This window comes from Achromobacter sp. EG18, assembly GCF_059759395.1.
In genome coordinates this window covers 6,278,577-6,301,004 of sequence record NZ_CM186213.1, presented here as the reverse complement: position 1 = coordinate 6,301,004, position 22,428 = coordinate 6,278,577, and the positions used below count along the sequence as shown (strand labels likewise).

General features: G+C 66.7%; 29 protein-coding genes. 4 read left to right on the top strand and 25 right to left on the bottom strand.

The genetic code is table 11. The annotated features are described in order from the left end of the window. Positions 1-71 precede the first annotated feature (71 nt). Together AC6CR5_RS29040 and AC6CR5_RS29035 are read right to left on the bottom strand one after the other, a co-directional pair. On the bottom strand, positions 72-263 hold the full coding sequence (locus tag AC6CR5_RS29040) for a hypothetical protein (protein ID WP_006388491.1): 192 nt from the start codon (positions 261-263) through the stop codon (positions 72-74). Positions 264-395: 132 nt separating this feature from the next. Next, positions 396-728, bottom strand: a complete 333-nt coding sequence (locus tag AC6CR5_RS29035; RefSeq protein WP_233638929.1) for a hypothetical protein — start codon at positions 726-728, stop codon at positions 396-398. Positions 729-897: 169 nt separating this feature from the next. Here AC6CR5_RS29035 and AC6CR5_RS29030 point away from each other — a divergent pair, with 169 nt between their 5' ends. Further along, complete coding sequence (locus AC6CR5_RS29030; protein ID WP_006388489.1) at positions 898-1,089, top strand: hypothetical protein; 192 nt, start codon at positions 898-900, stop codon at positions 1,087-1,089. Positions 1,090-1,107: 18 nt separating this feature from the next. Here AC6CR5_RS29030 and yddG read toward each other — a convergent pair whose 3' ends face one another. Further along, positions 1,108-2,016 (bottom strand): aromatic amino acid DMT transporter YddG, encoded by a 909-nt coding sequence (gene yddG / locus AC6CR5_RS29025; RefSeq protein ID WP_498085762.1) that lies wholly within the window; start codon positions 2,014-2,016, stop codon positions 1,108-1,110. A gap of 171 nt (positions 2,017-2,187) precedes the next feature. Between yddG and AC6CR5_RS29020 the strand changes: the two genes are divergently transcribed. Next, positions 2,188-2,448 (top strand): hypothetical protein, encoded by a 261-nt coding sequence (locus tag AC6CR5_RS29020; RefSeq protein ID WP_026384169.1) that lies wholly within the window; start codon positions 2,188-2,190, stop codon positions 2,446-2,448. A 34-nt stretch (positions 2,449-2,482) separates the two neighbouring features. On the opposite strand, the gene AC6CR5_RS29015 is transcribed toward AC6CR5_RS29020, so the two are convergent. The 20 genes from AC6CR5_RS29015 to AC6CR5_RS28920 form a co-directional block, all read right to left on the bottom strand. Then, positions 2,483-4,060, bottom strand: a complete 1,578-nt coding sequence (locus AC6CR5_RS29015) for a sensor domain-containing diguanylate cyclase (RefSeq protein WP_020924451.1) — start codon at positions 4,058-4,060, stop codon at positions 2,483-2,485. A 342-nt stretch (positions 4,061-4,402) separates the two neighbouring features. Continuing rightward, entirely contained in the window at positions 4,403-4,675 is a 273-nt protein-coding gene (locus tag AC6CR5_RS29010) for a hypothetical protein (RefSeq protein WP_054437212.1), read from the bottom strand. After that, positions 4,656-5,186 carry a hypothetical protein gene (locus AC6CR5_RS29005; protein ID WP_054437210.1) on the bottom strand — a complete coding sequence of 177 codons (531 nt, stop codon included), beginning with the start codon at positions 5,184-5,186 and terminating at the stop codon, positions 4,656-4,658. The genes AC6CR5_RS29010 and AC6CR5_RS29005 overlap by 20 nt, the downstream gene beginning before the upstream one ends. Next, on the bottom strand, positions 5,176-5,637 hold the full coding sequence (locus AC6CR5_RS29000) for a hypothetical protein (protein ID WP_006388484.1): 462 nt from the start codon (positions 5,635-5,637) through the stop codon (positions 5,176-5,178). The genes AC6CR5_RS29005 and AC6CR5_RS29000 overlap by 11 nt, the downstream gene beginning before the upstream one ends. A 191-nt stretch (positions 5,638-5,828) precedes the next feature. After that, the gene (locus AC6CR5_RS28995) at positions 5,829-6,278 is read right to left on the bottom strand and encodes a tail fiber assembly protein (protein ID WP_051429162.1); all 450 of its coding nucleotides are present in this window, start codon (positions 6,276-6,278) and stop codon (positions 5,829-5,831) included. Between the two features lie 11 nt (positions 6,279-6,289). Next, a complete protein-coding gene (locus tag AC6CR5_RS28990) occupies positions 6,290-7,321 on the bottom strand; it encodes a tail fiber protein (RefSeq protein ID WP_155871363.1) in 1,032 nt (343 codons plus the stop codon). A gap of 14 nt (positions 7,322-7,335) precedes the next feature. Beyond that, positions 7,336-8,001 carry a DUF2612 domain-containing protein gene (locus AC6CR5_RS28985; RefSeq protein ID WP_047993545.1) on the bottom strand — a complete coding sequence of 222 codons (666 nt, stop codon included), beginning with the start codon at positions 7,999-8,001 and terminating at the stop codon, positions 7,336-7,338. Position 8,002: 1 nt separating this feature from the next. Then, on the bottom strand, positions 8,003-9,184 hold the full coding sequence (locus tag AC6CR5_RS28980) for a baseplate J/gp47 family protein (RefSeq protein ID WP_054437229.1): 1,182 nt from the start codon (positions 9,182-9,184) through the stop codon (positions 8,003-8,005). After that, positions 9,181-9,534, bottom strand: a complete 354-nt coding sequence (locus AC6CR5_RS28975; protein WP_020924456.1) for a contractile injection system sheath initiator — start codon at positions 9,532-9,534, stop codon at positions 9,181-9,183. The genes AC6CR5_RS28980 and AC6CR5_RS28975 overlap by 4 nt, the downstream gene beginning before the upstream one ends. Before the next feature lie 8 nt (positions 9,535-9,542). Continuing rightward, positions 9,543-10,286 carry a Gp138 family membrane-puncturing spike protein gene (locus AC6CR5_RS28970; protein ID WP_054499334.1) on the bottom strand — a complete coding sequence of 248 codons (744 nt, stop codon included), beginning with the start codon at positions 10,284-10,286 and terminating at the stop codon, positions 9,543-9,545. A gap of 34 nt (positions 10,287-10,320) precedes the next feature. Further along, positions 10,321-11,331 carry a phage protein gene (locus AC6CR5_RS28965; protein ID WP_054437471.1) on the bottom strand — a complete coding sequence of 337 codons (1,011 nt, stop codon included), beginning with the start codon at positions 11,329-11,331 and terminating at the stop codon, positions 10,321-10,323. 19 nt (positions 11,332-11,350) lie between these two features. Then, entirely contained in the window at positions 11,351-11,650 is a 300-nt protein-coding gene (locus AC6CR5_RS28960) for a phage baseplate plug family protein (RefSeq protein ID WP_006388474.1), read from the bottom strand. 9 nt (positions 11,651-11,659) lie between these two features. Beyond that, positions 11,660-12,259, bottom strand: coding sequence for a phage baseplate protein (locus tag AC6CR5_RS28955; protein WP_107316010.1), 600 nt, complete (start codon positions 12,257-12,259; stop codon positions 11,660-11,662). After that, on the bottom strand, positions 12,252-13,925 hold the full coding sequence (locus AC6CR5_RS28950) for a phage tail protein (protein ID WP_498085129.1): 1,674 nt from the start codon (positions 13,923-13,925) through the stop codon (positions 12,252-12,254). Before AC6CR5_RS28950 ends, AC6CR5_RS28955 begins: the two co-directional genes overlap by 8 nt. Then, positions 13,918-14,073 (bottom strand): DUF6889 family protein, encoded by a 156-nt coding sequence (locus tag AC6CR5_RS28945; RefSeq protein WP_371318146.1) that lies wholly within the window; start codon positions 14,071-14,073, stop codon positions 13,918-13,920. Before AC6CR5_RS28945 ends, AC6CR5_RS28950 begins: the two co-directional genes overlap by 8 nt. A gap of 29 nt (positions 14,074-14,102) precedes the next feature. Then, complete coding sequence (locus tag AC6CR5_RS28940) at positions 14,103-14,552, bottom strand: phage tail assembly chaperone (protein WP_498085128.1); 450 nt, start codon at positions 14,550-14,552, stop codon at positions 14,103-14,105. A gap of 3 nt (positions 14,553-14,555) precedes the next feature. Next, the gene (locus AC6CR5_RS28935) at positions 14,556-14,996 is read right to left on the bottom strand and encodes a tail tube family protein (protein WP_006388470.1); all 441 of its coding nucleotides are present in this window, start codon (positions 14,994-14,996) and stop codon (positions 14,556-14,558) included. A gap of 13 nt (positions 14,997-15,009) precedes the next feature. Further along, positions 15,010-16,485, bottom strand: coding sequence for a DUF3383 domain-containing protein (locus AC6CR5_RS28930; RefSeq protein ID WP_498085127.1), 1,476 nt, complete (start codon positions 16,483-16,485; stop codon positions 15,010-15,012). A 10-nt stretch (positions 16,486-16,495) separates the two neighbouring features. Beyond that, positions 16,496-17,242 carry a phage neck terminator protein gene (locus AC6CR5_RS28925; RefSeq protein ID WP_325100347.1) on the bottom strand — a complete coding sequence of 249 codons (747 nt, stop codon included), beginning with the start codon at positions 17,240-17,242 and terminating at the stop codon, positions 16,496-16,498. A gap of 339 nt (positions 17,243-17,581) precedes the next feature. After that, positions 17,582-17,839 carry a hypothetical protein gene (locus tag AC6CR5_RS28920; protein ID WP_006388467.1) on the bottom strand — a complete coding sequence of 86 codons (258 nt, stop codon included), beginning with the start codon at positions 17,837-17,839 and terminating at the stop codon, positions 17,582-17,584. 309 nt (positions 17,840-18,148) lie between these two features. On the opposite strand from AC6CR5_RS28920, the gene AC6CR5_RS28915 reads away from it, so the two are divergent. After that, on the top strand, positions 18,149-18,910 hold the full coding sequence (locus AC6CR5_RS28915) for a S24 family peptidase (RefSeq protein WP_006388466.1): 762 nt from the start codon (positions 18,149-18,151) through the stop codon (positions 18,908-18,910). Between the two features lie 4 nt (positions 18,911-18,914). Then, the gene (locus AC6CR5_RS28910; protein ID WP_498085126.1) at positions 18,915-20,732 is read left to right on the top strand and encodes a DUF4153 domain-containing protein; all 1,818 of its coding nucleotides are present in this window, start codon (positions 18,915-18,917) and stop codon (positions 20,730-20,732) included. Between the two features lie 73 nt (positions 20,733-20,805). On the opposite strand, the gene AC6CR5_RS28905 is transcribed toward AC6CR5_RS28910, so the two are convergent. Further along, a complete protein-coding gene (locus tag AC6CR5_RS28905; protein WP_498085125.1) occupies positions 20,806-21,027 on the bottom strand; it encodes a hypothetical protein in 222 nt (73 codons plus the stop codon). 168 nt (positions 21,028-21,195) lie between these two features. Then, on the bottom strand, positions 21,196-22,335 hold the full coding sequence (locus AC6CR5_RS28900) for an AI-2E family transporter (RefSeq protein WP_045952796.1): 1,140 nt from the start codon (positions 22,333-22,335) through the stop codon (positions 21,196-21,198). Between the last annotated feature and the right edge of the window lie 93 nt (positions 22,336-22,428).

The window sequence follows — 22,428 nt, the reverse complement described above, 5'->3', positions numbered from 1 at the left end:
TGGGCACCCCCAGCAGCCATAGCAGGATGGAACGCATGCAGACCTCCTTGAAATGAATGGAATCCCGGCGCTCAGGCCAGGTCGATCGTGCCGGGCGCGCGCGGATCGGGCGCGGGCGGCGTTATGCCGGGCGCGCCAGGATCATCGGGCGCGTGATTCGGATCCGGTCGCGGATCCTCCGGCGAGGGATCGCCGGGCAGCGGCGGGTCATCGGGTGGAACGTCGTCGGGCGCGCCCGGTGGACGGTGAAGGGATGGGGACATGGCAGTTCTCCTCGACGGCGCCAAGCGCGCCAGCCGATCCGCCAGCAAGCGCCATGCCCGTCCGGCGGACGCAAAAAAACCCTCGAACGAGGGTTTTTTTGCGTGGGAGAGCTGCCGGCGGTGCCTCGGAGATCAACCCCGGCCAGTCTTGCCGTCGCGGGGCGCTTCCATGCCGTCAGAGGCGTCCCGCCCGAGGAATTCCACCACGGCTGCCTTGCCGGCGGCGGAGGCCTCATCCTGGCTGGCATAACGCCGCTCGGAATAATTGGTGCTGCGCACATTGCCGGTTTCCGGTTCCAGCAGCGTGATGATCCAGGCGAATTCACCCGGCATCAATTGCCTGACCTGCAAGGTGGCACGCGTGCCCGGGCGCAGTCGTTGCGGCATCTGGCGATCTCGAAGAGGATTCAAGGCCTTCATCGTAGCGCAAAGCGCGGGCGCCTCGAGCGCCGAAAAATGCTGCAATGCACACCGTTTCAATGCTGCAACCTGCGCGGCGAAAACGCCACATCATTGGCCGGAACCTGGAAAACCCTAGCGCCATCCCCTCGAAACCAGGCGCACAATCAGATCAAACGTACTAGACCGCGATAGCGGCGCCGCATCCCTTTAATCAGGCGAAGACGGAGACAACATGACTTACGTAGCAGTGGTTATCAGCTGTCTGATGGTTGTGGGTATCGTCGCGTTGGTGATTCAGACGATTCAAAGCGCGGGGTCCGAACCCTGGCTGAAGATATCGGCGGCGATTGTCAGTTCCCTGTTCGCTTCCCTGTTGCTCATTCCGCTCGGTTACGCGGTGGCGCAAACCATGGTTCTGGATTGAACCTCCCACGCCCGGGGATCAACTTCCCCGGGCCGGCCTGCCTCGGGTCGCCGCCCAACAAATCAACGAACCGGCGGTGACCATCGCTACCCCCTGCCAGAAAGTCAGCGTCAGGCGGGTGGATAGCCATATGGCCGCGAAAAATGTCGACAGCACCGGCGTGAAATATGACGCCGTGGCCAGCAAGGTCAGGTTGCCGTTCAGGATCCCCAGGTTCCAGAGCGCGTAACCCGCGGCCATGGCGCCCGCCGTCACGCACAGTTCCAGCGTGGCGCCGCCGCCGAAGGCCAGCGCGGGTTCCGCGCTCATGCCGTATTTGATCCACAGTACGATCGCAGTCAGCATGAAAAACAATGCCACACCGTTCTTGCCGTCGGCATAGCGTTTGGTCACGTTGCAATAAGCGGCCCATATGATGGCCCCGCTGAACGCCAGCCCGTAACTGAGGGGATTGCTGGAAATGTTGGCGACCAGCCGGTCCCAGGAAATGCCGCCGTCGCCGCCCACCACCCAGACGATGCCGCACAGCGACAAAGCGATGCCGGGAACGACCCAGGCGCTGGCACGCTGGCCGTTGATCAGTATCGCCAGGATGACGGTAAAGCACGGCCACAGGTAATTGACGATGCCCAGTTCGATGGCCTGGCCGCGATTGGCGGCGAAACCCAGCGAAAGCGACAGGCAGATTTCGTAGGCGACGAACAGAATGCTGCCGCTGACCAGATAGGAGCGGGGGAACGACCGCAGACGGGGAAACCCCAGCAGCAGGACGAGAAACACCGAACCTACCGTATAGATCAGGGCCGCGCCGCCGATCGGCCCAAAACTCTCGCTGACGCTGCGGATCAGGCCGACCACGGTGCCCCAGAGCACCACGGCCATCAGCCCAAGAAAGGTCGCCGTGTTCCGGCTGGGAGCAAATTGCATTACTTTTTCCGATTGCCCGATGTCCATCCAGGCGCCGCGCCGGGCAACGCGCGCCAGAACGACGCAGTGTAGCGAAACAGGAAAACAGCCGCGGCGGCATCGGCATGCCGGCAAGGAATGCCGGCGCGTGGCGGATCAGTGGAATCACCGACAAGAGGGAGATCAGGCCGCATGACCATCTCAGTACGCAGGCTGACCGACGTGCTCGCCACAACGGCATCAGGCCGACTTTATCGGATCGAAGTGTTCACGCAGCCGGACCGGCAGGACGGACCAGCCACAGGCGACATGACTTTCCGCTACATCCTCAGGACATCGGAGGGAGAGCGTGTCATCGCACTGGACGAGCGGCGCTACCGGCTGCATTCAGGCGAGGTGCTGACTGCCCTCACCCCCGCGCCCCGCCGCCCCCCTGCCCTCGATCCGCCTTGAAGCAGGAAGGCACGGGGAAGGCAGCATGACGGAGTCAGGGGCCGTCAAAGGCCACGCGCCGCTTGCCCAGGCCCTTGGCCCGGTACAAGGCGACATCGGCCCGCTCCAGCAATTGCAGCATGGTGACGCCAGACTGCGGATAGACCGCGATGCCTATGCTGGCGGAAACCGCCACCTGGATATTGGGATACGGCTGCGACAGGCTTTCGACCAGGGCTTCGGCGACTCCCGTGGCGTCGTCGCCCCCGGCCCCCAGCAGCAGCACGGCGAACTCATCGCCACCTTGCCGCGCCGCCACGTCCGACACCCGGATGGCACGGGCCATGCGGTCGGCCGCCTCTTTCAGCACGGTATCGCCCGCGGCATGCCCATGCCGGTCATTGACCGCCTTGAAGCCGTCCAGGTCGATCGCCAGAATGGCGAACGACTCGCCGCTGCGCTGCGCCACGGCCAGCTCACGCAGCACCAGTTCGCCGAACAGTACCCGGTTGCACAGCCCGGTCAGCGGATCGTAGTGCGCCAGGTGTTGCGCGTGCGCCAGCATGCGCGACGCCTGCAGCAAGGCCGCGCCGACCTCGGCGGCCTCCTTGACGCGCGTGCCGGGCAGTTCGACGCTGCGGCCTTCACCCAGCGCCAGAGCCGGTCCGACCAGGCCCTGCACCGCCGAGGTCAGGCGGTTGGCCAGCCGCAAGGCCAGCCACAGCCCCAGCCCGAAGGTTACCAGCGTGCCCAGCACCAGCCAGGCGATGGAACGATACAGATCGGTCGTCACCAACGTCATCGGCGCGCCGGCCGCGACCGTCCAACCGGTCAGGCTGGATCGGCTGAACGCGGTATAGACCGGGGTGCCTTCCTTGGTGATGGTTTCCAGCGAGCCCTCGTTTTCCATCTGCACGGCGTGCGCCAATGCCGGCACCGCCTTCTGCCCGACAAAGCGCTCCATGTCGCGGGTACGCGCGATGATGGTGCCGCTTTTGTCCAGCACCGCCGCCACCCAGCCGTCCGGCAGTCCCCGACGTCCCAGCACATTGCCGATGCGCTCGGGCGACAGGCCCACGTTGAGGCTGTAGATGACGTCGTCGCCGCGCACCACGGGGACACCCAGCGCAATGGTCGGACTGCGGCCGACGGCGCTGGTGAACAAGCCGCTCAACACCGGTTCGCGCGCGCGGAAAACGCGCGTCAGCTCTTGCGCCACGCCCGATGGCGGCAGTTCGGTGCCGTAGGGCACCAGGGTATTGACGAGCTGGCGACCGGACCTGTCCGTCAGGACATAACTGTCGATGACCTGGAACTTGATGGCTTCGCGGGCACGCTGGTGAAATCCGGCCATGTCGCCGCTGAGCAGGTCTGGCGATGATGCCAGCATCTGCAAGCCGGCCTCGACCCCGGTCATTTCGCGATCGAGGATGGCAGTGAGGTTGCGCGCCAGGAAAATCGTGTCGCGAAAAATCCGCTCTTTCTGGATCAGATAGCTTTCGTAAACGGCGATCGAGGCGACCACCAGCGCCGGCGCGATACAGGCGACCACCAGCCCAAGCAGGCCGGTGCGCATCGAATACCGGTGCTTGGAACGGACCCGCGCGGCGGCCAGGCTTTCGCCATCAGCCATGTTGTTTTTCCCGGCCGCGCCACCGCGCGGGACAACGCGTTTGCCGATACTGCATTCTCTGACCCATTGCGCCTCTCCTGGAAAAGCCAACCGCGCCTCGGGCGCGGGTTGGCGAAAAACCAGAAATCATTGCAGAACCAGACCGCGGCATACTCATTCATCGCCTGCCGGCGCCAGGAATCAGGTTCCCGACGATGAAAAATCCGCGTCCCCAATTTACCTCAAAAACAAAGCCGGGCCACCATTTCATTATGCTCGAGCACCTGCCGGCGGATGTTCGCCGGCGTGGCGTCGACCTCGGCGGCGGAATTGAAATATACCGGCCGGGCGTGCTCGCAATACTCAATCCCGGTCCTCGGGGAAAGCGGCGCGCACCCACCCAGACTTGAGGCGATCAGCCACGGCATCGTCATCGCTGCGAGCCACTTTATCCTGCACATCCCTGGCCTCCTTGCGGGCCTGGCCGGCCCGCTCCTGGAGGCGGGCCGCACTGTCCGAGCGTTCCTGCGCCCGGCCCATGGCCCGCCCCCGCCAATAAACCCCGGCGACGGCGGCCAGGCCCGCCAGCACTGCCGCCATCAAGCCGAGGCCCCGCTTAATCCATTGCTGCAACATGCGTCGCGCTCCTGTCTACCCGCGCCCGGACGGCCGCAACGGCCTGCTGATACAGGGCGGGCCAACTGTCAGGCTTGGGCTTGCCCGGCCGCCAGGTGCGCAGATACAGCGCCCACGCCGCATTCGTCTCGCCGACCGGCGGCAGCGCCTTCGGATCGGTCCAGAGCAGCAACCGGGCGACGCCCGCCGCCAGCACGTCGTCATGCTCGAGCGCGGCGTGGATCGCGTCCGGATCGGCGGCCACGCCGCGCGCCCGGCACAGCGCGGTCAGCCAATCCCTGCTCGCCGCGTGCAGGAACACGCCCCACACACCGCCGCGGCTGGCGGGCGTGCCCCTCTCGAACTGCCAGAAACCGCGCGCCGGCCCGCCGATCTGGCGCCGATGCACGAAGCGGCTTTCCTGCAGGCCGATAGCCAGCAGCATGCAACGCGCCTCGCTCGTATCCATGCGCGCCGGCAGTAATGCCATCGCCGGCCGCAGCGCGTGATCCGTGATCTGGTCAAGCGTCATGCCTGCCCTCCTTATCCGTTTGGGTATCCATGCCCAGCGTCTTGCGCCGGATCTCCACCGCCCAGTCCACCAGGTCCTGGTTCTGCAGCTTGGCGGTCAGGCGCAGGTAGGCGCCCAGCACCCACCAGGCCGGCAGGCCGGCCAGCAGCATGCAGGGGCCGAGGACGTAGAACATGGCCAGAAGACCGTCCTCGCCCAGCCCGGTGCGCTGCGCCATCCAATAGGCGGACGACATGATGTCGGGCATCCAGGCAATCATGGCGATCGCCAGCAACGGCCCGAACAGAAAAGAACTGACCACCGTGCAAGCGGTGCGCGCGACGAATTCGCGCGGCGTGCGCGGCGGCATCAGCAACATGCCGATCAAGGCCGCCATCGCCGCCGGCATGCCGAAGGCCAGCGCGATTTTCAGGGCGGCCCAGCCGCCCAATCCTGTAGATGCCGGTTCCATGGTTACACCGCTCCTGTCGACGGTGCGCATTGCTGCCTCCCGTGAACATCACGGGCGCCGCAATGGCGCACCGGATGGACAAATTGAAATGCGGGCGACACTGTCGTCCGTTTGGTGCAGGCGCTGCCAGAGCCCCCACGTGCTCTGCTCCCGTGTATCGCTGCTCTCCGCCAGTCCCGTATGCCAGCAGGTCAGGCTGGCTCAATAGGCCACTCGATTGCGGCGGGATATCCGGGCTGATCGGGCACGCGGTTCAAGCGCACACGATAGGTCTTCCATGCCGTCAGAGAATCCTGTTCAGCAGTCGTCGCGATACCAAGATCGACAGCATCCTGCAATGGCGCCATACGCAGCCCGGCACGCTCCAACAAAGCGTCCCGCCGGACACGGGCAGCCAGATCCAGATGTTCCTCGCTCGGCGATCCCGGCTCGCTGGACGAACCGAAACCCGGGATGTCCAGCGCAATCCAGTGCCCCTCCGCGAGTCTGTAGCGTTTGCCGGGCTCCTGGTGATCGGGTGGCGCGATGTCGATGGCCCCACCGGGCATCAGATATACCCCCGGCTCCAGGGGAGACATATCTGCGATAGCCGGGCCGACGTAGAAACCGTCGGGGTTCAGTTGCGAAACGATTTTTTCCATAAGAGTTCCCCTCAATACTTGATGCATGCAAGCAACGCGACGTTGCGCGGACGGACCGAAGCCATCGAAGCAGTAGTGCCCATATTCGTGTAAGACCATCCAGCCAAGAACGAACCGGTTCCACTGACCATGTCAAATCCCTCCGTATAGGCGTCCCCCACCTTGAACGAGGTGTTTCCGTTATCCGTGCTGTATCGCCACTCTCCACTGCCTGACAGATACGGAAAGGACGGATTGCTGACCGAGCCAATCACACGCGAAGCCCGCTGGCTCGAGCCCAATTGCCGTCCGACGTCCGCTCCGCGGCCATCGTCCCATCCCCGCACGAACTCGCCGCGCAGGTCCGGCAGCACGATGTAAGCGCCGGTGGTGCTGCGCGTGTTCGTCGGGTCTGCGGCATTGGTGCAGCGATAGCCCACTTGCGCCGTCGCATTCAACGCGTCGCCGCAATAGATGGCCGAGGCCATTGCCGCATAGGCGCTGACCGAGGCGGCCGCGCCGTTGGCCCGCATCCACCCGTAAGGCACTTTCGAGAACGGGAAATAGGCGATCTGCCCGGACAGGGGCGATCGATAACCGGTATGGAAAGCTGTGGCTCCCCACGTCCAGACTTCGCTGCATTCCGCAACGATGATGGGGCCGACATCCTGCGTCGGCAGCGCATTGATCGAGTAGATCCTGGGGAAATTTCCCGCCACGAACGCGGTCGTCGCGATACGGGCGCTCTTGTCGCCCGCCGCCGGCGTCGGCGCGGTCGGGGTCCCGGTCAGCGCCGGCGACGCCGCCAGCGCGGCCACGAAGCGGGCCTGCAGCGCCGCCAGGTCGCCGTCGTCCAGTACGTCCTGGCCCGTCTTGTCGGCGATGTACTGGCCGATCATGGCGGCCACGAAGGACGCCTGGCGCCAGACGGTGTTGAGTTCCTTGGATTTGGCCGTGCCGGCCGAGAAGCCGCCCAGCCGGGCCGCCAGGGCCTGGTAGTCGGCGGGATCGAGCACGTTGGCGCCGGGCACGGTGCCGAAGGGAAGAATTTGATTGATAGCCACGGAATTGTCCTTATTCAACCTGCGAAAAGCGAACCCCAGAGTCCGCTGTCGAACCCCGAGATGTAATGGTTCTGAACGTCAAAACCGAATAGAGGCCCCTCGTTCGAGGGGATGACGTAGTAACTGATGCGCACGCCCTCGGGCTTGAGCGGGATGTACCCGCCCGTCAGGAGCGCCAGGAAAAGCGCCGACGGCGGCGTGCCGGCGACGCCGATGTCGACCGACATGTCGCCGTTGTCCTGGATGAACACGTGGGTGCCGCCGCCGAAGATGCGCTCCAGGATGGCGGCCGAGGCCTCCAGCGTGCCGTCCCAGTGGTTGGCGCCGATCTTGGCGCGCAGCAGCAGGCGATAGGTGTCGTCGTCCAGCGCGGTCAGGCCGTTGTCCGGATCGAACGGTCCCTGCCACACCCCTTGGTCGAAACCCAGGCCGTCGGTGTCGTGCGAGAAATACACGTTGGCGATCGGCGTGCGGACCTTCCGGTCCAGCCCCACCCAGCGCCCCACGGCATCCAGCTGCGCCCCGACCGCCAGGTCCAGGTCGAAAGCCGCCGGCATGCCGCCGTACAACTCACGCAGGCTGGCCGCCGCGCCGCACAGGGCGGTCACGGTGGCAACGAACCTGGGCTTGCCGCGGTGCCAGGCCGACAGCCGCGCGATGTAGTCGTCCGTATTGGCCATGTCAGCTCACCGTGAGTTTCACGTCGTCGGGCGTCGCGGCGGCAGCTTCGTTGAAGGCCAGCGGCACATCCGGCGCGCCATCGCCGGCCGGGCCGCGCAGCGCCAGCCCGGTGATCTTGAACGTGCCATTGCCCGCCACGCCGTTCGCGGCCGAGATGGCGTCGGCCCATTCCACCGAGGCGCTGGCGCCGCCACCGATCGCGACACCATTGATGTAGTCGGCAACCGCGCGCTGCACCGCTTGTCCGATGGCCGTGGTGTAGCCGGGCAGCGCCCGCATCTGCACCTGTACCGAGAGCGGCACGAGGGTGGGCCGGAAAAAGCGGATGCGATGCGCGATGCCGTAGATGTCCGTCACCACCACCGTGGTGGTGCCGTGCGTGCCCGTGCCGGGCGTCTTCTTGGCGGCGATGGCTTGCGCGATCGAGGCCGCGTCGCCGCCGTCGACCACCAGGGCGATGCTGTGCGGCGGCAGCCCGTGGGCGTCGACCACCGCGGCGTCGTTCTCGAAGGCGGCATGGCGCAATACCCCGGGCACCGACGCCACCGCGCCGATGGTGCCTTCCAGCACGCTGCGCGATGGCAGGGCCACCGAGATGGCCTGCCTCACGCGCAGGGCGGCATCGCTCTCGACCGGCGCGCCGGGGGTCGCGGCCGCCGGATTGGTGACGGACTGCCAGCCCAGCGTCGGCGTGCCGATCTGGTTGATGCTGCCGGCCGGCGCCGTCACCGCGCCCAGCGTCTGGCTAAGCGCGGTGACGGTGATCTCGCCGCCAGGCGGGATGGTGACGCTGGACGGCAATTGCCAGCGGCCGCGATTGGCATCGGTCGCCACGCCATCGACGATGGTGACGCCGCCCTGCCCGACGATGCGCAGGTCCACCGCAGAGCGCGTCGCCACGCCGCGCGCCAGGCCGTTGATCTTGACGTTGCTGGACAGCGCCGCATTGGCGGCGGTGGCGGGCGAGAACGCGTTGTACACATTGATCGCCGCCGTGTTGGCCTCGTGGATGGCCAGGGCGAACAGGGCCAGCAACTGGCCGTCCTGGCTGTCCGCCTCCAGATAGGTGTCCGCGCCGTAGATGCCGCGGTACTGCTCCTTGAAATACTGCAGCACCTCGCCGTAACTCGGCGCGCGTATGCCCGCGGCGTCGATGACCGGGGCCGTGGATGGAATCGTCATAATGCCGCCTGCACAGTGGCCGTGCCGTAAAGGGTTGAGATGGATGCCGTGACGCTCAGACCGCGGGTTTGCGGATCGAGCCGGCTCGAATACCCGGCCAGACCGGTCACGCCGGCCGTGCCCAGGATGCGCTGGCGGATGGCCCAGTCGTAGCTGGCCCTGGACTGCTTGCCCAGCACCTCGCCGCGCCAGGGCATGCCTTCGGTGACGTCGAGGAACCATTCACCGCGCGCCAGCATCAGCCGCGTCTTGACGGCCTGAGCCACGGTCGCGGCCGTGTCGCGATGGAAATCGGCCCGTGACGAGCCGAATGAATAGTCGCCGTCGGCGTCCAGTTTTCGGTAACGCATGGGAGTCCTCAATTGGGCGGTGTGGTCACCGCGTTGGCCCCTTGGGCGATGTGGGTGTGCGTGTCGTCCACCCGTTTTCCATTGGCCAGGATCTGGCCGATCACGTTCAACACGCCGGTGATCTGGGCGGTATTGCCCTGGCCGCCGCTGCCGACCAGGCCGGCCAGATAGCTCAGCAGGCCGTTGACCAGCACCTGTCCGGAGAACTCGGACGCCGGCGCGACCACGTCGAAGCCGCCCGGCGCCACGATCCTCACCTTGCCCGCGGCCGGATCCAGCTCCAGGAACGTCGAGCCGTCGTCGCTGCGCAACTGGGTCGTGTGAGTGCTGACCGCGGGCAGCACCCGCGGCTGCGACCGCACGCCCACATAGACAAAGCCATCGGACAGGTCATGCATCCGCACTTCCGCCTGGTCCTGGACCTGGCCCGATTGCCACCAGGCATCGATGCAGCGCGACGCGAACACCACCAGGCATTCGTCCCCGGGCTTCACCGGGAAAGTCAGCGTGCAATTGCCCCCCGCGGGAAAGTACACGGGGCAATCCACCAGCAGCGGCAACGTCATGCTGCGCTGCGTTCCCTCGGGCGTGGTGACGCGCGCGCGGATGGCCGGTTGCGCGGTGCACGTCATGGCCACCGGGTCGAACGCGCCGATGATGGCCGGCATGGCGGTCCAGGTCTGCGCCAGCGCGCCGCGCAGCGCCGCGCCGATCGCGGCTTGCGGGTCGTTCAAATTCTCTAGTCGGTTCATGAATCATCCTGCTGAAATGAAGCCGCGCGGGCCGTTACTTGACGACGTCGGCCGGCCTGGCCGCGGCGCCCTCCGCCCCTGCCCGTCCCAGGTCGCCCGGGAACAGCGTCGCATCGGTGGCCAGGCACAGGATCTCCGTGTACCAGTCGTTGTCGCGGGTATGCCCGCGATGCTCGACTTCCATGACGTAGTAGTAGCCGTCGCCGCTGATGCGGCGCTGTTCGCCGCGATCGATTTCTGTCGCGTCCTTGCCCTGGGCTCGCCCCTCGTAGCCGTACTCGGCGATGCGGCTGTTGTCCAGGTTGACCAGCCCGCCCACGCGGATGCTGGGGTTGAGCAGCATGCGCACCTTGATGCCCTTCTCTGCCTGTTCGGGCATGCCGACCAGGCCGGTGTCGTGCGAGATGACGGGCACCGAGCCCGGCACGTAGGCGGTCTCGGGAACGATCACGACTTTGCCGTCCTGGATGCTCCACAGCGTGTTCGCGCCGTCACAGACGTCCTGCATGTGGTCGCGCACCATGCCGGACATCACGGCTCCGCGGATGGCGGTCTTGCCGCCCAGATCGGGCACGTAGCCCTGCCTGACGCCATACGGGTTCATGGCCGAGCACAGCAACCGCACCTTGTCGGCGCGGGAGGAGCCCTTGGGCACGGTCGCATTGACCACCGCGAAGTTGTAGGCCTTGTCGCCATCGGCCGCCGTGATCTCCAGCACCGTCTCGGTGTCGCCCGATCCGCCCCACCTGGCCCGCACCACGTTGCCGTGGAAGATCACGCCGTAGTTGCCCTCGTAGCCGGCCTGCAGCACGACCCGCGTGAATTCGCGCTGCACCATGCTGGCCGTCTCGCGACTGGCATTCATCACCTTGATGGTGGCGGTGTTGGGCGTCTTGGCATCATTGCGCTTGATCGCGAAGCTGAAACTGAGCGCCGACAGATCCAGCGCTTCCTCGTCGCCGACGATCAACGACACTTTCCTGCCCCACTGGCGCACGCCCTTGTCGTCGTCCACCGGATCGCCGTACACGGCGATGGGTTCCATTGTGGTCGTCCCGGCCATGTCAGTCCGCCACCCAATAAAGCCGGGCGCCGCGGCCCAGGTCGGTGAACGTCGGCGCGTCGTCCGGCGATTCCGCCCCCGTCACCCGCAGCCCGCCGGTGAAACCGAGGTGGCGGTACTGGCCCAACAGGTTCAGGCCGGCCACCAACGGAACGCCGCATACCAGCGGCCGGCCCAGATCGTCGGCCACGTCCAGGATCCAGCCGTCGCGGTATTGCAATGTCAGCCGATAGTCGTCGCCGCCCAGCGAAATCGCGAACACCTGCGGAATCGGCGACACGGGTATCTCGAAGTAGTTCATGCGTATCTCCTAGCTCCAGTGCAGCGAGCCGCCGTTGGGGGCCGCCACGGGCCGGGGCGTCTTCACGCCCAGGTTCTGCTTGTCCGCGGTCTTCTCTTTTTCCTTCTGGCCCGCGTACGGGGGCAGCGAGGTGCTGCGCGTCTGCACCACCACCACTTCGCGCAGCGTCACCGTCGCGAACACGGCGCCGAAGCTGTCTTTGTTGGTCTCGACCGAGAGCTTCTCGATCAACATGTCGCTGTAGCGCCGCCGGCTGGTGACCACGGTCACCGGCTCGCGCGATTCCTGCAGGCTGAGCAACTGCGAGTAGATGGCGGTCGCGTAGTCGTCGGCCGCGGCCTTGCCATTGGCCACGTCCTTGGCCTGCGCACCGGCCAGCGCCTCATACGAGGCGTTGCTCCAGGCGCACTTCAAGGTCAGCGTCAGCGGCTGCTTGAAGGCATGGTCGCTGATCGCCGATTTGCCATAGGGGCCCGACTCCACCGGGTGGCTGGTGATCTTGAGCGTGTCCTCATGCGACTCGCTGAGCGTCGCCTCCACCACGATGTCGCCGATTTTCTTCGACAGCAGGCCGACCATGTCGGCGCCCGCGATGTTCAAGTCAGCCATAGGATCCCTGCAGGTTGCGCGTCAGGTCGGCATTGACCCGGCTCTGTTGATTGGCCACGGCTTCTCCGGTCGCATGGGGATCGTTCGTCCCATTGACGTGGATATTCGTGGTGGCGTTGATGGAAACCGATGCGGGCGCGGGTGCGGCCAGCACGCCGGCCGCCGTTTCGCCCGTGGCGAAGCCGGAGCGGTAATCGCGCCACGGCTCGACCTGGGCGCCGTCCATGTGCTCGGGCCGGATGCCGCCCCCGGGCAGGTTCAGGCCCGGGCCGGGCTGTCCGGCCGGAAAGCCTGGCATCCCCTCCAGCGATTTCAACGTCCCGTCGCCCAGGGTCCTGGGGTACAACAGCAGTCCCGCGCCCACGGCCGCGGGGCTGCTGGCCACGCTGCGCACCACCGCCTTGGCGCCGTCGGCGATGCGGCCGATCCACGAGCCCGCGGCTTCCCACAGCGATCTGCCCCACTGCAACGCGGTCTGGCCCGCGGCCTTGACGCCATCGACCACCAGCGCGCCGCCGCGCGCGGCCATATTGCCCATCCAGGACCAGACCGCGCCGGCCATATTGCCCATCTGGGTCACGGCGGTCCGGCCCATCGAGGTCATCCTGCCGAACACGCCAGCCACGAAATTGCTGGTCACCGTCCAGGCCCGGCTCACGAAACCGCCGATCCGTCCTGGCAACGATGCCAGCTGGGAGCCCAGCCCGCCGATGAGCGACCGCATGCCACCCAGTCGCGAGACCAGGCCTGCCAGCGCTCCCACGACGCCACCGCCGCCCAGCATCAGGAATCCGCCGACCAGCAACAGGAGCTGCGAACTCAGCCCCCCCGTCACGCCGTCGAGCCAGGTGATCAGGCTGACCACCGGCCCCAGCAACGACATGATCGACAACACGAAATTGCCGACTTCGCCCAGCCGCTTGCCGGCGGTCTGCCCGTTCTCCTTGAACCAGGCCGAAATGCCGTCGAGCGTCTGCTGCAATTGCGGGACCATCGTCAGCAGCGCCTGCGCGAACATCGCGTCGACGGAGCCGCTCAAGGCGCGGATGGTGGCCATCAGCTGATGGGCGCGCTCGCCGGCCGCCTCGATCCTGCTGCCTTCTTCGGCGTCACGCTGCACCGACAGGCGCTGCCCGAACGCTGGATCGCGCAGGGCCTCCACGAGGCCGGCATCCACCCCCAGTTTCCTGCCCGTCTCCCCGGCCTGGCCGGGGTCCATGCGCTTGAGCGCATCGCTCAGTTCCAGCACCAGGTCGGCGGTGTTGCGCTGGCCACCCGCGCCATCGCTCGGCGAGATATGCAGCTGTTCCAGCAGCGCGGCGACCCTGGGGTCATCGCGCACATTGCGATGCAAGGCCTGGGTACTGTTGCGCATCGCTTCGACGGAAACGCCGAAGTCCTGCGCGACCGTCTCCAGCGCCCGCATGTCCCTGCCCGAGGTGCCGCCCAGCCTGGCGGCGAAATAGCCTTGCTCGAACTGGGCAATCTTGTCCTCGGCAAAGTCGACGACACTCTTGGCCCGCCCCGCGAACACCGCGAGCGCGTCGGCCAGGCTCTGCTTGCGCGAGTCGCCGATTGCCTGCTTGAGGTCCTTCAGGTCGTCCTTGTCGATCTTGAATGGGCCCATCAACCCCGACAGGTCGATGGACAGAATTGTGTTAGCCATTTTTTTCCGCCATGTGGCGGCGGTACGCTTCCGCCTTGTTGTCTGCCCGGACCGACAGCGCGTCGTTCAGGAGCGCGATGTCGGCCAGGTCCAGGGTGCCGTCCTTGAGGGACTCGTATTTGCAGAGTCCCTCGAGGACCGGCGCCAGCAGCCAATCCTCGCCACCGGGCAGGCTCTTCAGCCAGCCTGTGTCGCCTCGGGGCTGCCGGTCTGGCTGGTAAGCAGCCCTTGTATAAAAGGCCCGAGGCTCCCGACGATGACGCGCAGCGCCAGCGGCAACATGACCGACAGGTCGATGTCCTGGAACATCGGCACGCGCTGGCCGGCCGACCAGATGGCGGTCCAGCCATGCTCCTGCCGGCGCTGGACCGCCTGCATGCAGGTGTCCAGCACGTAGTCGGCGTCCTCGTCCTTCATCGCCGCCAGGCCATCGGCCAGCGGTTGCAGCACATCGGCCATGCCGCCCGGATCCTCGGTGATCCCGCGCCCACCCGCCGCGAGGCGGACGAACACGGGGATCAGCGTAGGAACGATCGGAGCGATGCGGCGCGACACGTGGAACTGTTGCTTGGCGCTCAGTTTGCCGATGGAGTACCGGTGGCCGTTCAGATCAAGTTCCTGCGACATGGCTTAGTAGGTTCCCAGGATCGTGTCGATCTTCGCGGCGTCGAAGGTCCACTTCACCACATCGCCGTCCTTCTTGTAGGTCAGGTCGGGCTTCTTGCTGAAGGCGCACGAGCGGCACGCCGTCACGTCGCCGGTGGCCGGATTGGTGATGGTGATCAGGTTCTTGCCCCACAGGCGGCTGTCCAGCGACTGGGCGTCGTACAGGGCCTGCAGCTGCGCGTTGACGGGCGAGGTCTTCAGGTAGCTCAGCGTCACGGTGCCGCTCTTGTCGGCACGCAGCGTGTGCATGACCTCGCCATCGGCGCCCACCGTCATGGCGCTTTTCTCGCCCTTGGCGGCGATGGCGATGCCTTCATCGGCCACGCCGGAGCCGGAACCCAGCGAAATCGCCCCGCCCGGGCCCACGAGACTGGCGCTGATATCAGCGAACGAATAGGTAGACATCTGCTACTCCTGTTTAGCGGTTGACCGTGACCAGAACGTCGACGGTGTGGATGGCGCCGGCTTCCTTGGCGGCGACCTGGAACGGAACGGCCTTGCGCGCTTCGCGGTCGGCCTGCGACTGGGTGGCGATCGCCGGCGCGTAGACGTAGTAGCCCTTGGCCAGCGTGTCGCCCTGCTTGAGGGCGCCGAAGCCGGCCGAGTTCCACACACCCGGCGCCAGGTAGCCGTTGTTGACGGCGGCCTCGCACGCGGCCTCGATCACCGAGGCGATCAGCTGGTTGCCGGCGTCGGTCTGCGGCACCTTGGTGGGGCTGGTGTACAGCAGGTTGTAGACATCGGTCTGGACGCGGTTGCGGAACCAGATCGCGTTGTAGACCGAGTCGATGAAGATGCCGCTGGGCGTCACGCCGTACTGGATGATGGCCGTGTCGTTGTCGTAGTTGACGAACACGTTGCAGTTCTTGGCCGCCAGCGTGTCGGCCTGGCTGCTGGTCAGGGTCTCGGCGACGATGCCGGGCTCCTGCTTGTACATCAGCGTGATGGTGGTGTTGTTGGCGTTGAAGTTCACCGTCAGCATGCGGCCCAGCAGCGAAGCGACCGCATACGGGCTGGCGCTGGAGAACTGCACGATCGAGTACTTGTATTTCAGCGCCTTCAGCTGGCTGGAGATGTCCTCGTGGTTGGTCGGGTCCAGCACCTGCGGCGCCTGGGTCGACACACCGTACAGGTGGCGCTGGTCGGCCTCGATCAGGCCGGCCACGGCCAGGTGCTGCGCGTCGGTGATGTCGGCATCGGCGAACGCCAGGCCCAGGAACTTGTTGGCGAAGCGGTCCAGGAACAGCGACACGGCGTCCACCGGCGTTTCGGCGACGATGCCGGCGACGGGCGTCGAGGCCTGGCCCGCGGTCAGGCCCAGCATCGACGAGATGTCGGTGCCGGTGCCCGCGGCCGTGGCGTAGCCCAGCGTCGAGGTCGCGCCGGAGGTGTTCGAAGTCACCACGAACTGCGAGCCGTTCCAGGTGACGGAAGCGGAGGCCAGTGCCGTCGAGATGATCGATGCGACCCCGTTCAGGTTGGTGGCGCCGGAGAAATCCAGGCCGTTGACCGTCTTGGCGGTGCCGTCGACCGACAGCGTGAAGGCGCCCGCGGTCACCGCGGTCCAGGCCGACATCTGCTTCTCGGCGGCCGACAACACCGCGCCGCGCAGCGTGGCCGAGGTCGCGCCCTTGGCCCAGCGGCCGATGTACAACTGCGAGGGCTGGGGCGTCTGCTGGAAATACAGCAGGGCCGCGCGATATTCGGGCGCGGCGGTGCCGAAGTCGGCGGCGACGGCGTCGATGCCGCCATAGGAGCGCATGCGCTCGCCGGTGTCGATGACGGCGGAGGCGCCCAGCAGCAGCGCGGTGTTCAGGCTCGCGCCCTGCGCCGCGAGCGGCGACATGTTGATCGTGACGTTGATCAGGCGTGATACCGGCAATCCATTAGCCATGGTAGATCCCTTAATCTGCAAGGTGGTTGATGTGATCCGTCGGCGACAGCGACGCGGCATGCGTCGTGACCTGCGCCGACAGGAGATTCAGGACCGGATAGATGCGCATGACCCGGCGCTTGAAATGCAGGGTCATGTCGAACTGCCGTATCCACTGCTGATTCACGAGTTCGTGCCGGGCCAGGATCGGCCCCGCGCCGCCGACCGCCATGCCCTGCGCGAGCAGGGGTTCGCGGTTCTGCGGCACGGCGGCGCCATCGCGCAGCAAGGCCGCGTGGCGCAACGCGTTCGGGCCGAACATCGAGCAAAGCACCTCGATGTCTTCGTGCCGGACGTATGAATCAGATCCTTCCCCGGCCGGGTCGTGAGCGACGACCGGGCCGGCGTCCGCGGTTTGCGCCCGGATGTCCATCAGGCACCAGGTATCGCTTTGCGCGGGCGGTTCCACGCCGGCCGCTGGCCAGTGCGTACGAACCATGTTCGGGGGCAAGCCGGACACGCCGGCGATGAACCCCAGGAACAGCGCCTCGAGTTCGGCATCCTCCAGGGGCGGAGAAATGGCGATCGGCGCCAGGTAGCCGCCGGTGGCCGAACTGTTCGCCATGCGTAGCTCCTTTGTCGTGTTGAAGTGCCCGAGGGCGGATTGGGGGAATCCAGTTGCCTGGAGGCGGATCGCCGACTTTGCCGCGCCATCGGCGCGATGCCGCGTTGCGTGATGCGTGCGGCCGGGTTGCGGCGGATTCCGGCTGTCGCCCACCGGGCTGCCGCCTCGAGCCGTTCCGGGTCACCGCGGGCGGGAGAAAGGCCCGGTCATTGCAGGAAAGGCGAGGCGGCAGGCCGCTGGACGGCCCAAACGAAACGCCCCGCGCTCTGTTCGAGAACGCGGGGCGTGCAAATAGAAAAGGCCCGCCTGTGGCGAGCCTGTCGTGGGGAACTGCAAAGAGCGCGAGGGGGGAACGGGCAGGTGATGCATCCGCCTTGGGACGCACCGCCCGGGCACACGTACCCTCTCATAAAAAAGGCCCGCTGGTGGCGGGCCTTTTTCGGTTCGTCGTCGGTGCGCAGCGCGACGACATGGATGCATTGTCTCGCGGCATCAGGCGCGCTGGCAATCCCCATTGTGTCGCACTTCGCTCCAGACGTAGCTGAGCGAGTTGCGGGCATGCTCGATGCGCGCCACCTGGCCGCCCTCGCGCAGCGTTTCGAGTACGCGCAGGATGGCCTGTCGCATCGCGTTGCGTTCGCGCCGCGTCAGCTCGCGCGCGCCGGATGCGCCGCGCACCAGCTCCGCCATGCGCCAGGGACGCCCCGGCGCCGCCGCCATGAGATCCAGGACTTCGCTTGCATATTTCATCGGGATGCCTCCCGGACAAGATGCTTATCCATGCTTTTTTCCTTGTTCCAAGCCTTCGATTCGTCGTCATCCCGGTTTGTCCGCCCATGGCGGTCGCTACTCCGGTAGCGATTCAAGGGCACATTGGCCGGAGCCCCTTCGTGCGCCACGGTCGGCGGGGTGGGTCCCGGCAGGGCCACCGGCGGCCGGGGATGGCTGCGGTCGCCCCGACTATCTTCGGGATTGGAATCATGGTAGCGACTCGCTACCTGAAAATCAACAGCGAATCGCTACTGTACTTTCAGGTAGCGGATTGCTACTATCGCTACCATGGATATCCGCTCGATACGACTGAACAACCTCAAGTACGCCGTGCTCCAGGCCGGGGGGGTGGACCGCCTGGCCGAACGCGCGGGCGTGAGTCGCAAATACCTCGACCAGATCCTCCAGGGGTTCCAGGGCAAGCGAGACAAGAACCCGCGCCGCGTCGGCGATGCCCTGGCCGCCAGGATTTCCGCCGGCCTGGGCCAGCCCGCTCATTGGATGGATCTTCCCCACCCCGACCTGTGGCACGAGCTCTCGCCCGACGTCATCGCCGACGAGCCACCGGGCCGGCTGGTCTCCTTCAACCACGGGCGGCTGGGCCGGCCCGATCACGGCAATGTGCTCATCGCCCAGTTCGATACCGGCGGCGCGATGGGAAGCGGCCTGGAACTGCGCGACCAGCCGGGCGTCATCCAGAGCTGGAACGTCAGCCCCGAATGGCTGCAGAAGAACGTCCGCGGCTTTTCCGCCTCGAAGAACCTGTGCATCGTCACGGGCTTTGGCGATTCCATGCGCCCCATGTTCAATCCCGGCGATCCCCTGATCGTCGACCGCGGCGTGCAGGCCGTCGAATACGACGCCATCTACTTCTTCCGCGTCGGCAGCGAAGGCTTCATCAAGCGGCTGCAGCGCATTCCCACCGCCTCCGGGCTGGTGGTGCGGGCCAAGTCCGAAAACACCAAGTACGACGCCTGGGACATCACCGAAGGCATGGATTTCGAGGTCTTCGGCCGCGTGCTGAAGGTCTGGCGCAGCGAGGACTTCTGACCCCATGGCAACCCGCTCTCCCCTGTCGGCTCCCGAAAGAACCATCCTGGTCCACGGCGCGCTCGGCGCGCTGCTGGCGTTGGCGCTGCATGCCGCGCTGCTGAACCGCGTGTGGCCATGGCACAACCCGTTCGCCACCCTGTTCGCGATCCAGTGGGTCTGGCTGGTGCCACTGGCGGGCGCCATGCTGGCCGGCATGCGCTCTGGCAGGCGCTGGCTGCTGGCGCTGCTGGCCTATGCCCTGGCGCTGCCCGCGCTGCACGCCTACGGCCTGGTGCCGCTGCTGGGCTCGCAACCCGTGCGCTATTCCGATGACGGCCCGCGCACGCTCGCCACCGTGATCACCGCCGCCAGCGGTTTCATGCTGCTTCCCCTGATCCAGGCGCTGGACCCATCCCGGCCGGGCTGGGACTACCCCGCGGTGTTCCGCGCGGCCTGGCGCAACACCGTCAAGCTGGCGCTGGCCGGCGGCCTGGCCCTGGCGGTCTGGCTGTTGTTCTGGGCCGCGGGCGCCATGTTCGGCATGATCGGCATTGGCGCGGTCGGCAAGGTCGTCAAGTCCACCCGCTTCACGCTGGGCGTGATGCCGCTGGTGCTGGCGGTCAGCCTGGTGGGAGTACATCGCCGGCCGCAGCTGGCGGACACGCTGCAACGCTCCTGGCTCACGCTCACCGCGTGGCTGCTGCCGCTGGTTGCGCTGGTCGGCATCGCCTTCGTGCTGGCGCTGGCGGCCCGGCTGGCGCTGGACCTGCAGGCAGTGGCGCTGTCCGCCAGCGCGCTCATCGCCTTCAGCGCGCTGTGGATCAAGCTCATCAACTCCGCCTGGCAGGACAGCCCCGAGGCGCCGCCCTTCGGCCCGCGCCTGCGCGCGGTGCTGCGCGTCGCGGCGTGCGGCCTGTTGCCGCTGGCGCTGGTGGCGCTGTACGGTCTCGTCGTGCGGGTCGAACAGTACGGTTGGACCATTCCGCGCATCTGGGGCGTCTACGCCGCGATCCTGTTGACGCTATACGCGCTGGGCTATGCCTGGGCGGCGCTCGCGCCGCGGCGTTTCCACACGATCCTGGGAGGCACCAACATCGTCGCGGCCTTCTGCGCGCTGGCCATGCTGGCCCTGGTGAACACGCCGCTCCTGAATCCCGACCGCATCGAGGTCGACAGCCAGGTGCAACGCCTGATCGACGGCCGCGTCCCGCCCGAGGAATTCAGCTATCTCTCGGCCGCGCGCGATCGCGGCGAATACGGCCGGCAGGCGGTGCGCAGGCTGGCCGATGGTGCCGCCCAGGCCCAATCGCCCAAGATCGCAATCGCCGCCGCCGACGCACTGACGGGCAAATACTACGATTGGGGGCCGCGCCAGTCCGGCCTGGCAGCCTCGCTGACCAAGCCCGGCAGCCTGCAGGTCCATCCTGCCGGCAGCGCCGTGCCGGACGCCTGGTGGCGCTACGCCGCGACCGAAAACCCGTTCGAGCTGGACCGATGCGTAAGCGCGGAAAAGGCCGCTGCCGACGATCCGTCCAACCCCGTCTTGGCCGCTGCGCGCTGCTGGTTGATCCATGCGGACATCACCGGCCCCGGCGCGGCCGATCTGGTCCTGTATGTACCGCCGCGCGCCGACGCCACGGCCGGGGGCTACGAAATCTTCCTGACCTATCAGGGGCTGGGCAAGGACGGCTGGCGCGTGGTGTCGTCCAGGACCCATCGCACGTCCGAGAGCGGTCCGGAAGTCGACATGGGCGGGGCGCTGGCACAGGGGCAGGTGCATACCGAGCCACGCCAGGACCGCAACCTCATCGTCGGAGGACGCCGCCTGCCGCTGCGCTGAATGGCGCGCCGCCGCCGTCTCCAGCGCAAGCCCGCGTGCGTTGCGCGGGCCGCAGGCGGCGGCCTGCCGCAGCCTACTTTTCTTCCAGGTCCGGCGTGCCGGCGAACTGGCTCTTGAGCAGCGCCAGCGCGCCCTTCTCCGCCAGCATCGCGTTCGGAAACACGTTTCGCGTGTCTTCCAGCACGGGAAAGCCGAAAACGCGGACGCGGGTATGGTAGCCCTCGGGAGTTTCGGCGAATTCGATGTCGAAGTTGCGCTCTTCGATCCAGCCCGACTTGTGTAGTTTCCAGTCCATATCCGACGCGCTCCTCATGAAGGAAATCCGCAGCACAGCCGGGTCAGGCCGGCGGCGCCGCGGAGACAGGACGCCGGCCCCGGCGGGCCGGCACCACCACACCTTACACCCTCGGCCCTGACGTCGTCTTGACCGCGCACAGGCCACTGGCAGGCGCGCTCAGGCTTGTCAGTCGGCCTTGGGGGGCGCAACCGGGGTCGAGGCCGGGGTCGCCGGCCTGGAAGGCGGGACCACGGGCTTGGCCAGCGCGGCCGCGACCACGTCATCCGGAGGCGAGAACAGGTCCCAGCTGGCCATGAATAGCGCGGCGATCAGCGGGCCGATGACGAAACCATTCAGGCCGAACAGCGCCATGCCGCCCAGGGTCGAGATCAGCACCACGTAGTCGGGCATCTTGGTGTCCTTGCCCACCAGGATCGGACGCAGCACGTTGTCGACCATGCCGATCACCAGCACGCCGAAGGCGATCAGCACCACGCCCTTGATGGTCGCGCCGGTCAACAGGAAATAGATCGCCACCGGCGCCCAGATCAGGCCCGCGCCCACCGCCGGCAGCAGCGACAGAAAGCCCATGATGACGCCCCACAGCAGCGCCCCCTGGATCCCCAGGATGGAAAAAATGATGCCCCCCAGGGCGCCCTGCGAAGCCGCCACCGCGATATTGCCCTTCACCGTCGCGCGCACCACCGTGGTGAACTTGCGGAAAAGATGGTGCTTGTGGGTTTCGCTGAGCGGCACCGCGCGCTTGACGCGCTGGGCCAGTTGCGGCCCGTCTCGCAGCAGGAAGAACAGCAGGTACAGCATGATGGCGAAGCTGACCACGAACTGGAAGGTGTCCTGCCCGATGCTGAGCGCCTGGGTCGCCAGGAACTGGCTGGCCTGCATTGCGCCGGCGCTGAGCTTTTCCTGCAGGCTGGGGATGTCGGCCAGGTCGAACCGCGCCAGCAGGTCATGCACGGACGGCGGCAGCGCTTCCATGGCCTGCTGGAAGTAGGCGCCAAAGTTGATCTGGCCGGATTTGATGCTCTGGTACAGGTTCGCCCCCTCGCGCACCAGCGACCCACTGATGACCACCAGCGGCAGGATCACCAGCAGCAGCACCATGGCCAGCGTGATCAGCGCCGCCAGGTTGCGCCGGCCGCCGATGCGCGGCACCAGCCGCCGTTGCAGCGGCGCGAACAGGATGGCCAGGATGGCGCCCCAGAACACCGCGCCGTAGAACGGCCACAACAGCCAGCCGAACGCGATGGATACCACCACCAGGAGGAGCAGGAAGGTACGGTAGTGCAAGCTGGAAGATTGGCTCATGTTCCGTCCAAGGCGCGGCCTGAACCGCGGAGACCCGCATTGTACAAAGCAGCGTCCCGCCCCGCTCGTTTCCCCCGCTGGCCCCGGCCCGGG

Excerpts from the sequence above, each read along its gene's own strand:
- AC6CR5_RS29040 (WP_006388491.1), bottom strand. The coding sequence starts at position 263 with ATGTCCCCATCCCTTCACCGTCCACCGGGCGCGCCCGACGACGTTCCA.
- AC6CR5_RS29030 (WP_006388489.1), top strand. The coding sequence starts at position 898 with ATGACTTACGTAGCAGTGGTTATCAGCTGTCTGATGGTTGTGGGTATC.
- yddG (WP_498085762.1), bottom strand. The coding sequence starts at position 2,016 with ATGCAATTTGCTCCCAGCCGGAACACGGCGACCTTTCTTGGGCTGATG.
- AC6CR5_RS29020 (WP_026384169.1), top strand. The coding sequence starts at position 2,188 with ATGACCATCTCAGTACGCAGGCTGACCGACGTGCTCGCCACAACGGCA.
- AC6CR5_RS29015 (WP_020924451.1), bottom strand. The coding sequence starts at position 4,060 with ATGGCTGATGGCGAAAGCCTGGCCGCCGCGCGGGTCCGTTCCAAGCAC.
- AC6CR5_RS29010 (WP_054437212.1), bottom strand. The coding sequence starts at position 4,675 with ATGTTGCAGCAATGGATTAAGCGGGGCCTCGGCTTGATGGCGGCAGTG.
- AC6CR5_RS29005 (WP_054437210.1), bottom strand. The coding sequence starts at position 5,186 with ATGACGCTTGACCAGATCACGGATCACGCGCTGCGGCCGGCGATGGCA.
- AC6CR5_RS29000 (WP_006388484.1), bottom strand. The coding sequence starts at position 5,637 with ATGGAACCGGCATCTACAGGATTGGGCGGCTGGGCCGCCCTGAAAATC.
- AC6CR5_RS28995 (WP_051429162.1), bottom strand. The coding sequence starts at position 6,278 with ATGGAAAAAATCGTTTCGCAACTGAACCCCGACGGTTTCTACGTCGGC.
- AC6CR5_RS28985 (WP_047993545.1), bottom strand. The coding sequence starts at position 8,001 with ATGGCCAATACGGACGACTACATCGCGCGGCTGTCGGCCTGGCACCGC.
- AC6CR5_RS28980 (WP_054437229.1), bottom strand. The coding sequence starts at position 9,184 with ATGACGATTCCATCCACGGCCCCGGTCATCGACGCCGCGGGCATACGC.
- AC6CR5_RS28975 (WP_020924456.1), bottom strand. The coding sequence starts at position 9,534 with ATGCGTTACCGAAAACTGGACGCCGACGGCGACTATTCATTCGGCTCG.
- AC6CR5_RS28970 (WP_054499334.1), bottom strand. The coding sequence starts at position 10,286 with ATGAACCGACTAGAGAATTTGAACGACCCGCAAGCCGCGATCGGCGCG.
- AC6CR5_RS28965 (WP_054437471.1), bottom strand. The coding sequence starts at position 11,331 with ATGGAACCCATCGCCGTGTACGGCGATCCGGTGGACGACGACAAGGGC.
- AC6CR5_RS28960 (WP_006388474.1), bottom strand. The coding sequence starts at position 11,650 with ATGAACTACTTCGAGATACCCGTGTCGCCGATTCCGCAGGTGTTCGCG.
- AC6CR5_RS28955 (WP_107316010.1), bottom strand. The coding sequence starts at position 12,259 with ATGGCTGACTTGAACATCGCGGGCGCCGACATGGTCGGCCTGCTGTCG.
- AC6CR5_RS28950 (WP_498085129.1), bottom strand. The coding sequence starts at position 13,925 with ATGGCTAACACAATTCTGTCCATCGACCTGTCGGGGTTGATGGGCCCA.
- AC6CR5_RS28940 (WP_498085128.1), bottom strand. The coding sequence starts at position 14,552 with ATGTCGCAGGAACTTGATCTGAACGGCCACCGGTACTCCATCGGCAAA.
- AC6CR5_RS28935 (WP_006388470.1), bottom strand. The coding sequence starts at position 14,996 with ATGTCTACCTATTCGTTCGCTGATATCAGCGCCAGTCTCGTGGGCCCG.
- AC6CR5_RS28930 (WP_498085127.1), bottom strand. The coding sequence starts at position 16,485 with ATGGCTAATGGATTGCCGGTATCACGCCTGATCAACGTCACGATCAAC.
- AC6CR5_RS28920 (WP_006388467.1), bottom strand. The coding sequence starts at position 17,839 with ATGAAATATGCAAGCGAAGTCCTGGATCTCATGGCGGCGGCGCCGGGG.
- AC6CR5_RS28915 (WP_006388466.1), top strand. The coding sequence starts at position 18,149 with ATGGATATCCGCTCGATACGACTGAACAACCTCAAGTACGCCGTGCTC.
- AC6CR5_RS28910 (WP_498085126.1), top strand. The coding sequence starts at position 18,915 with ATGGCAACCCGCTCTCCCCTGTCGGCTCCCGAAAGAACCATCCTGGTC.
- AC6CR5_RS28905 (WP_498085125.1), bottom strand. The coding sequence starts at position 21,027 with ATGGACTGGAAACTACACAAGTCGGGCTGGATCGAAGAGCGCAACTTC.
- AC6CR5_RS28900 (WP_045952796.1), bottom strand. The coding sequence starts at position 22,335 with ATGAGCCAATCTTCCAGCTTGCACTACCGTACCTTCCTGCTCCTCCTG.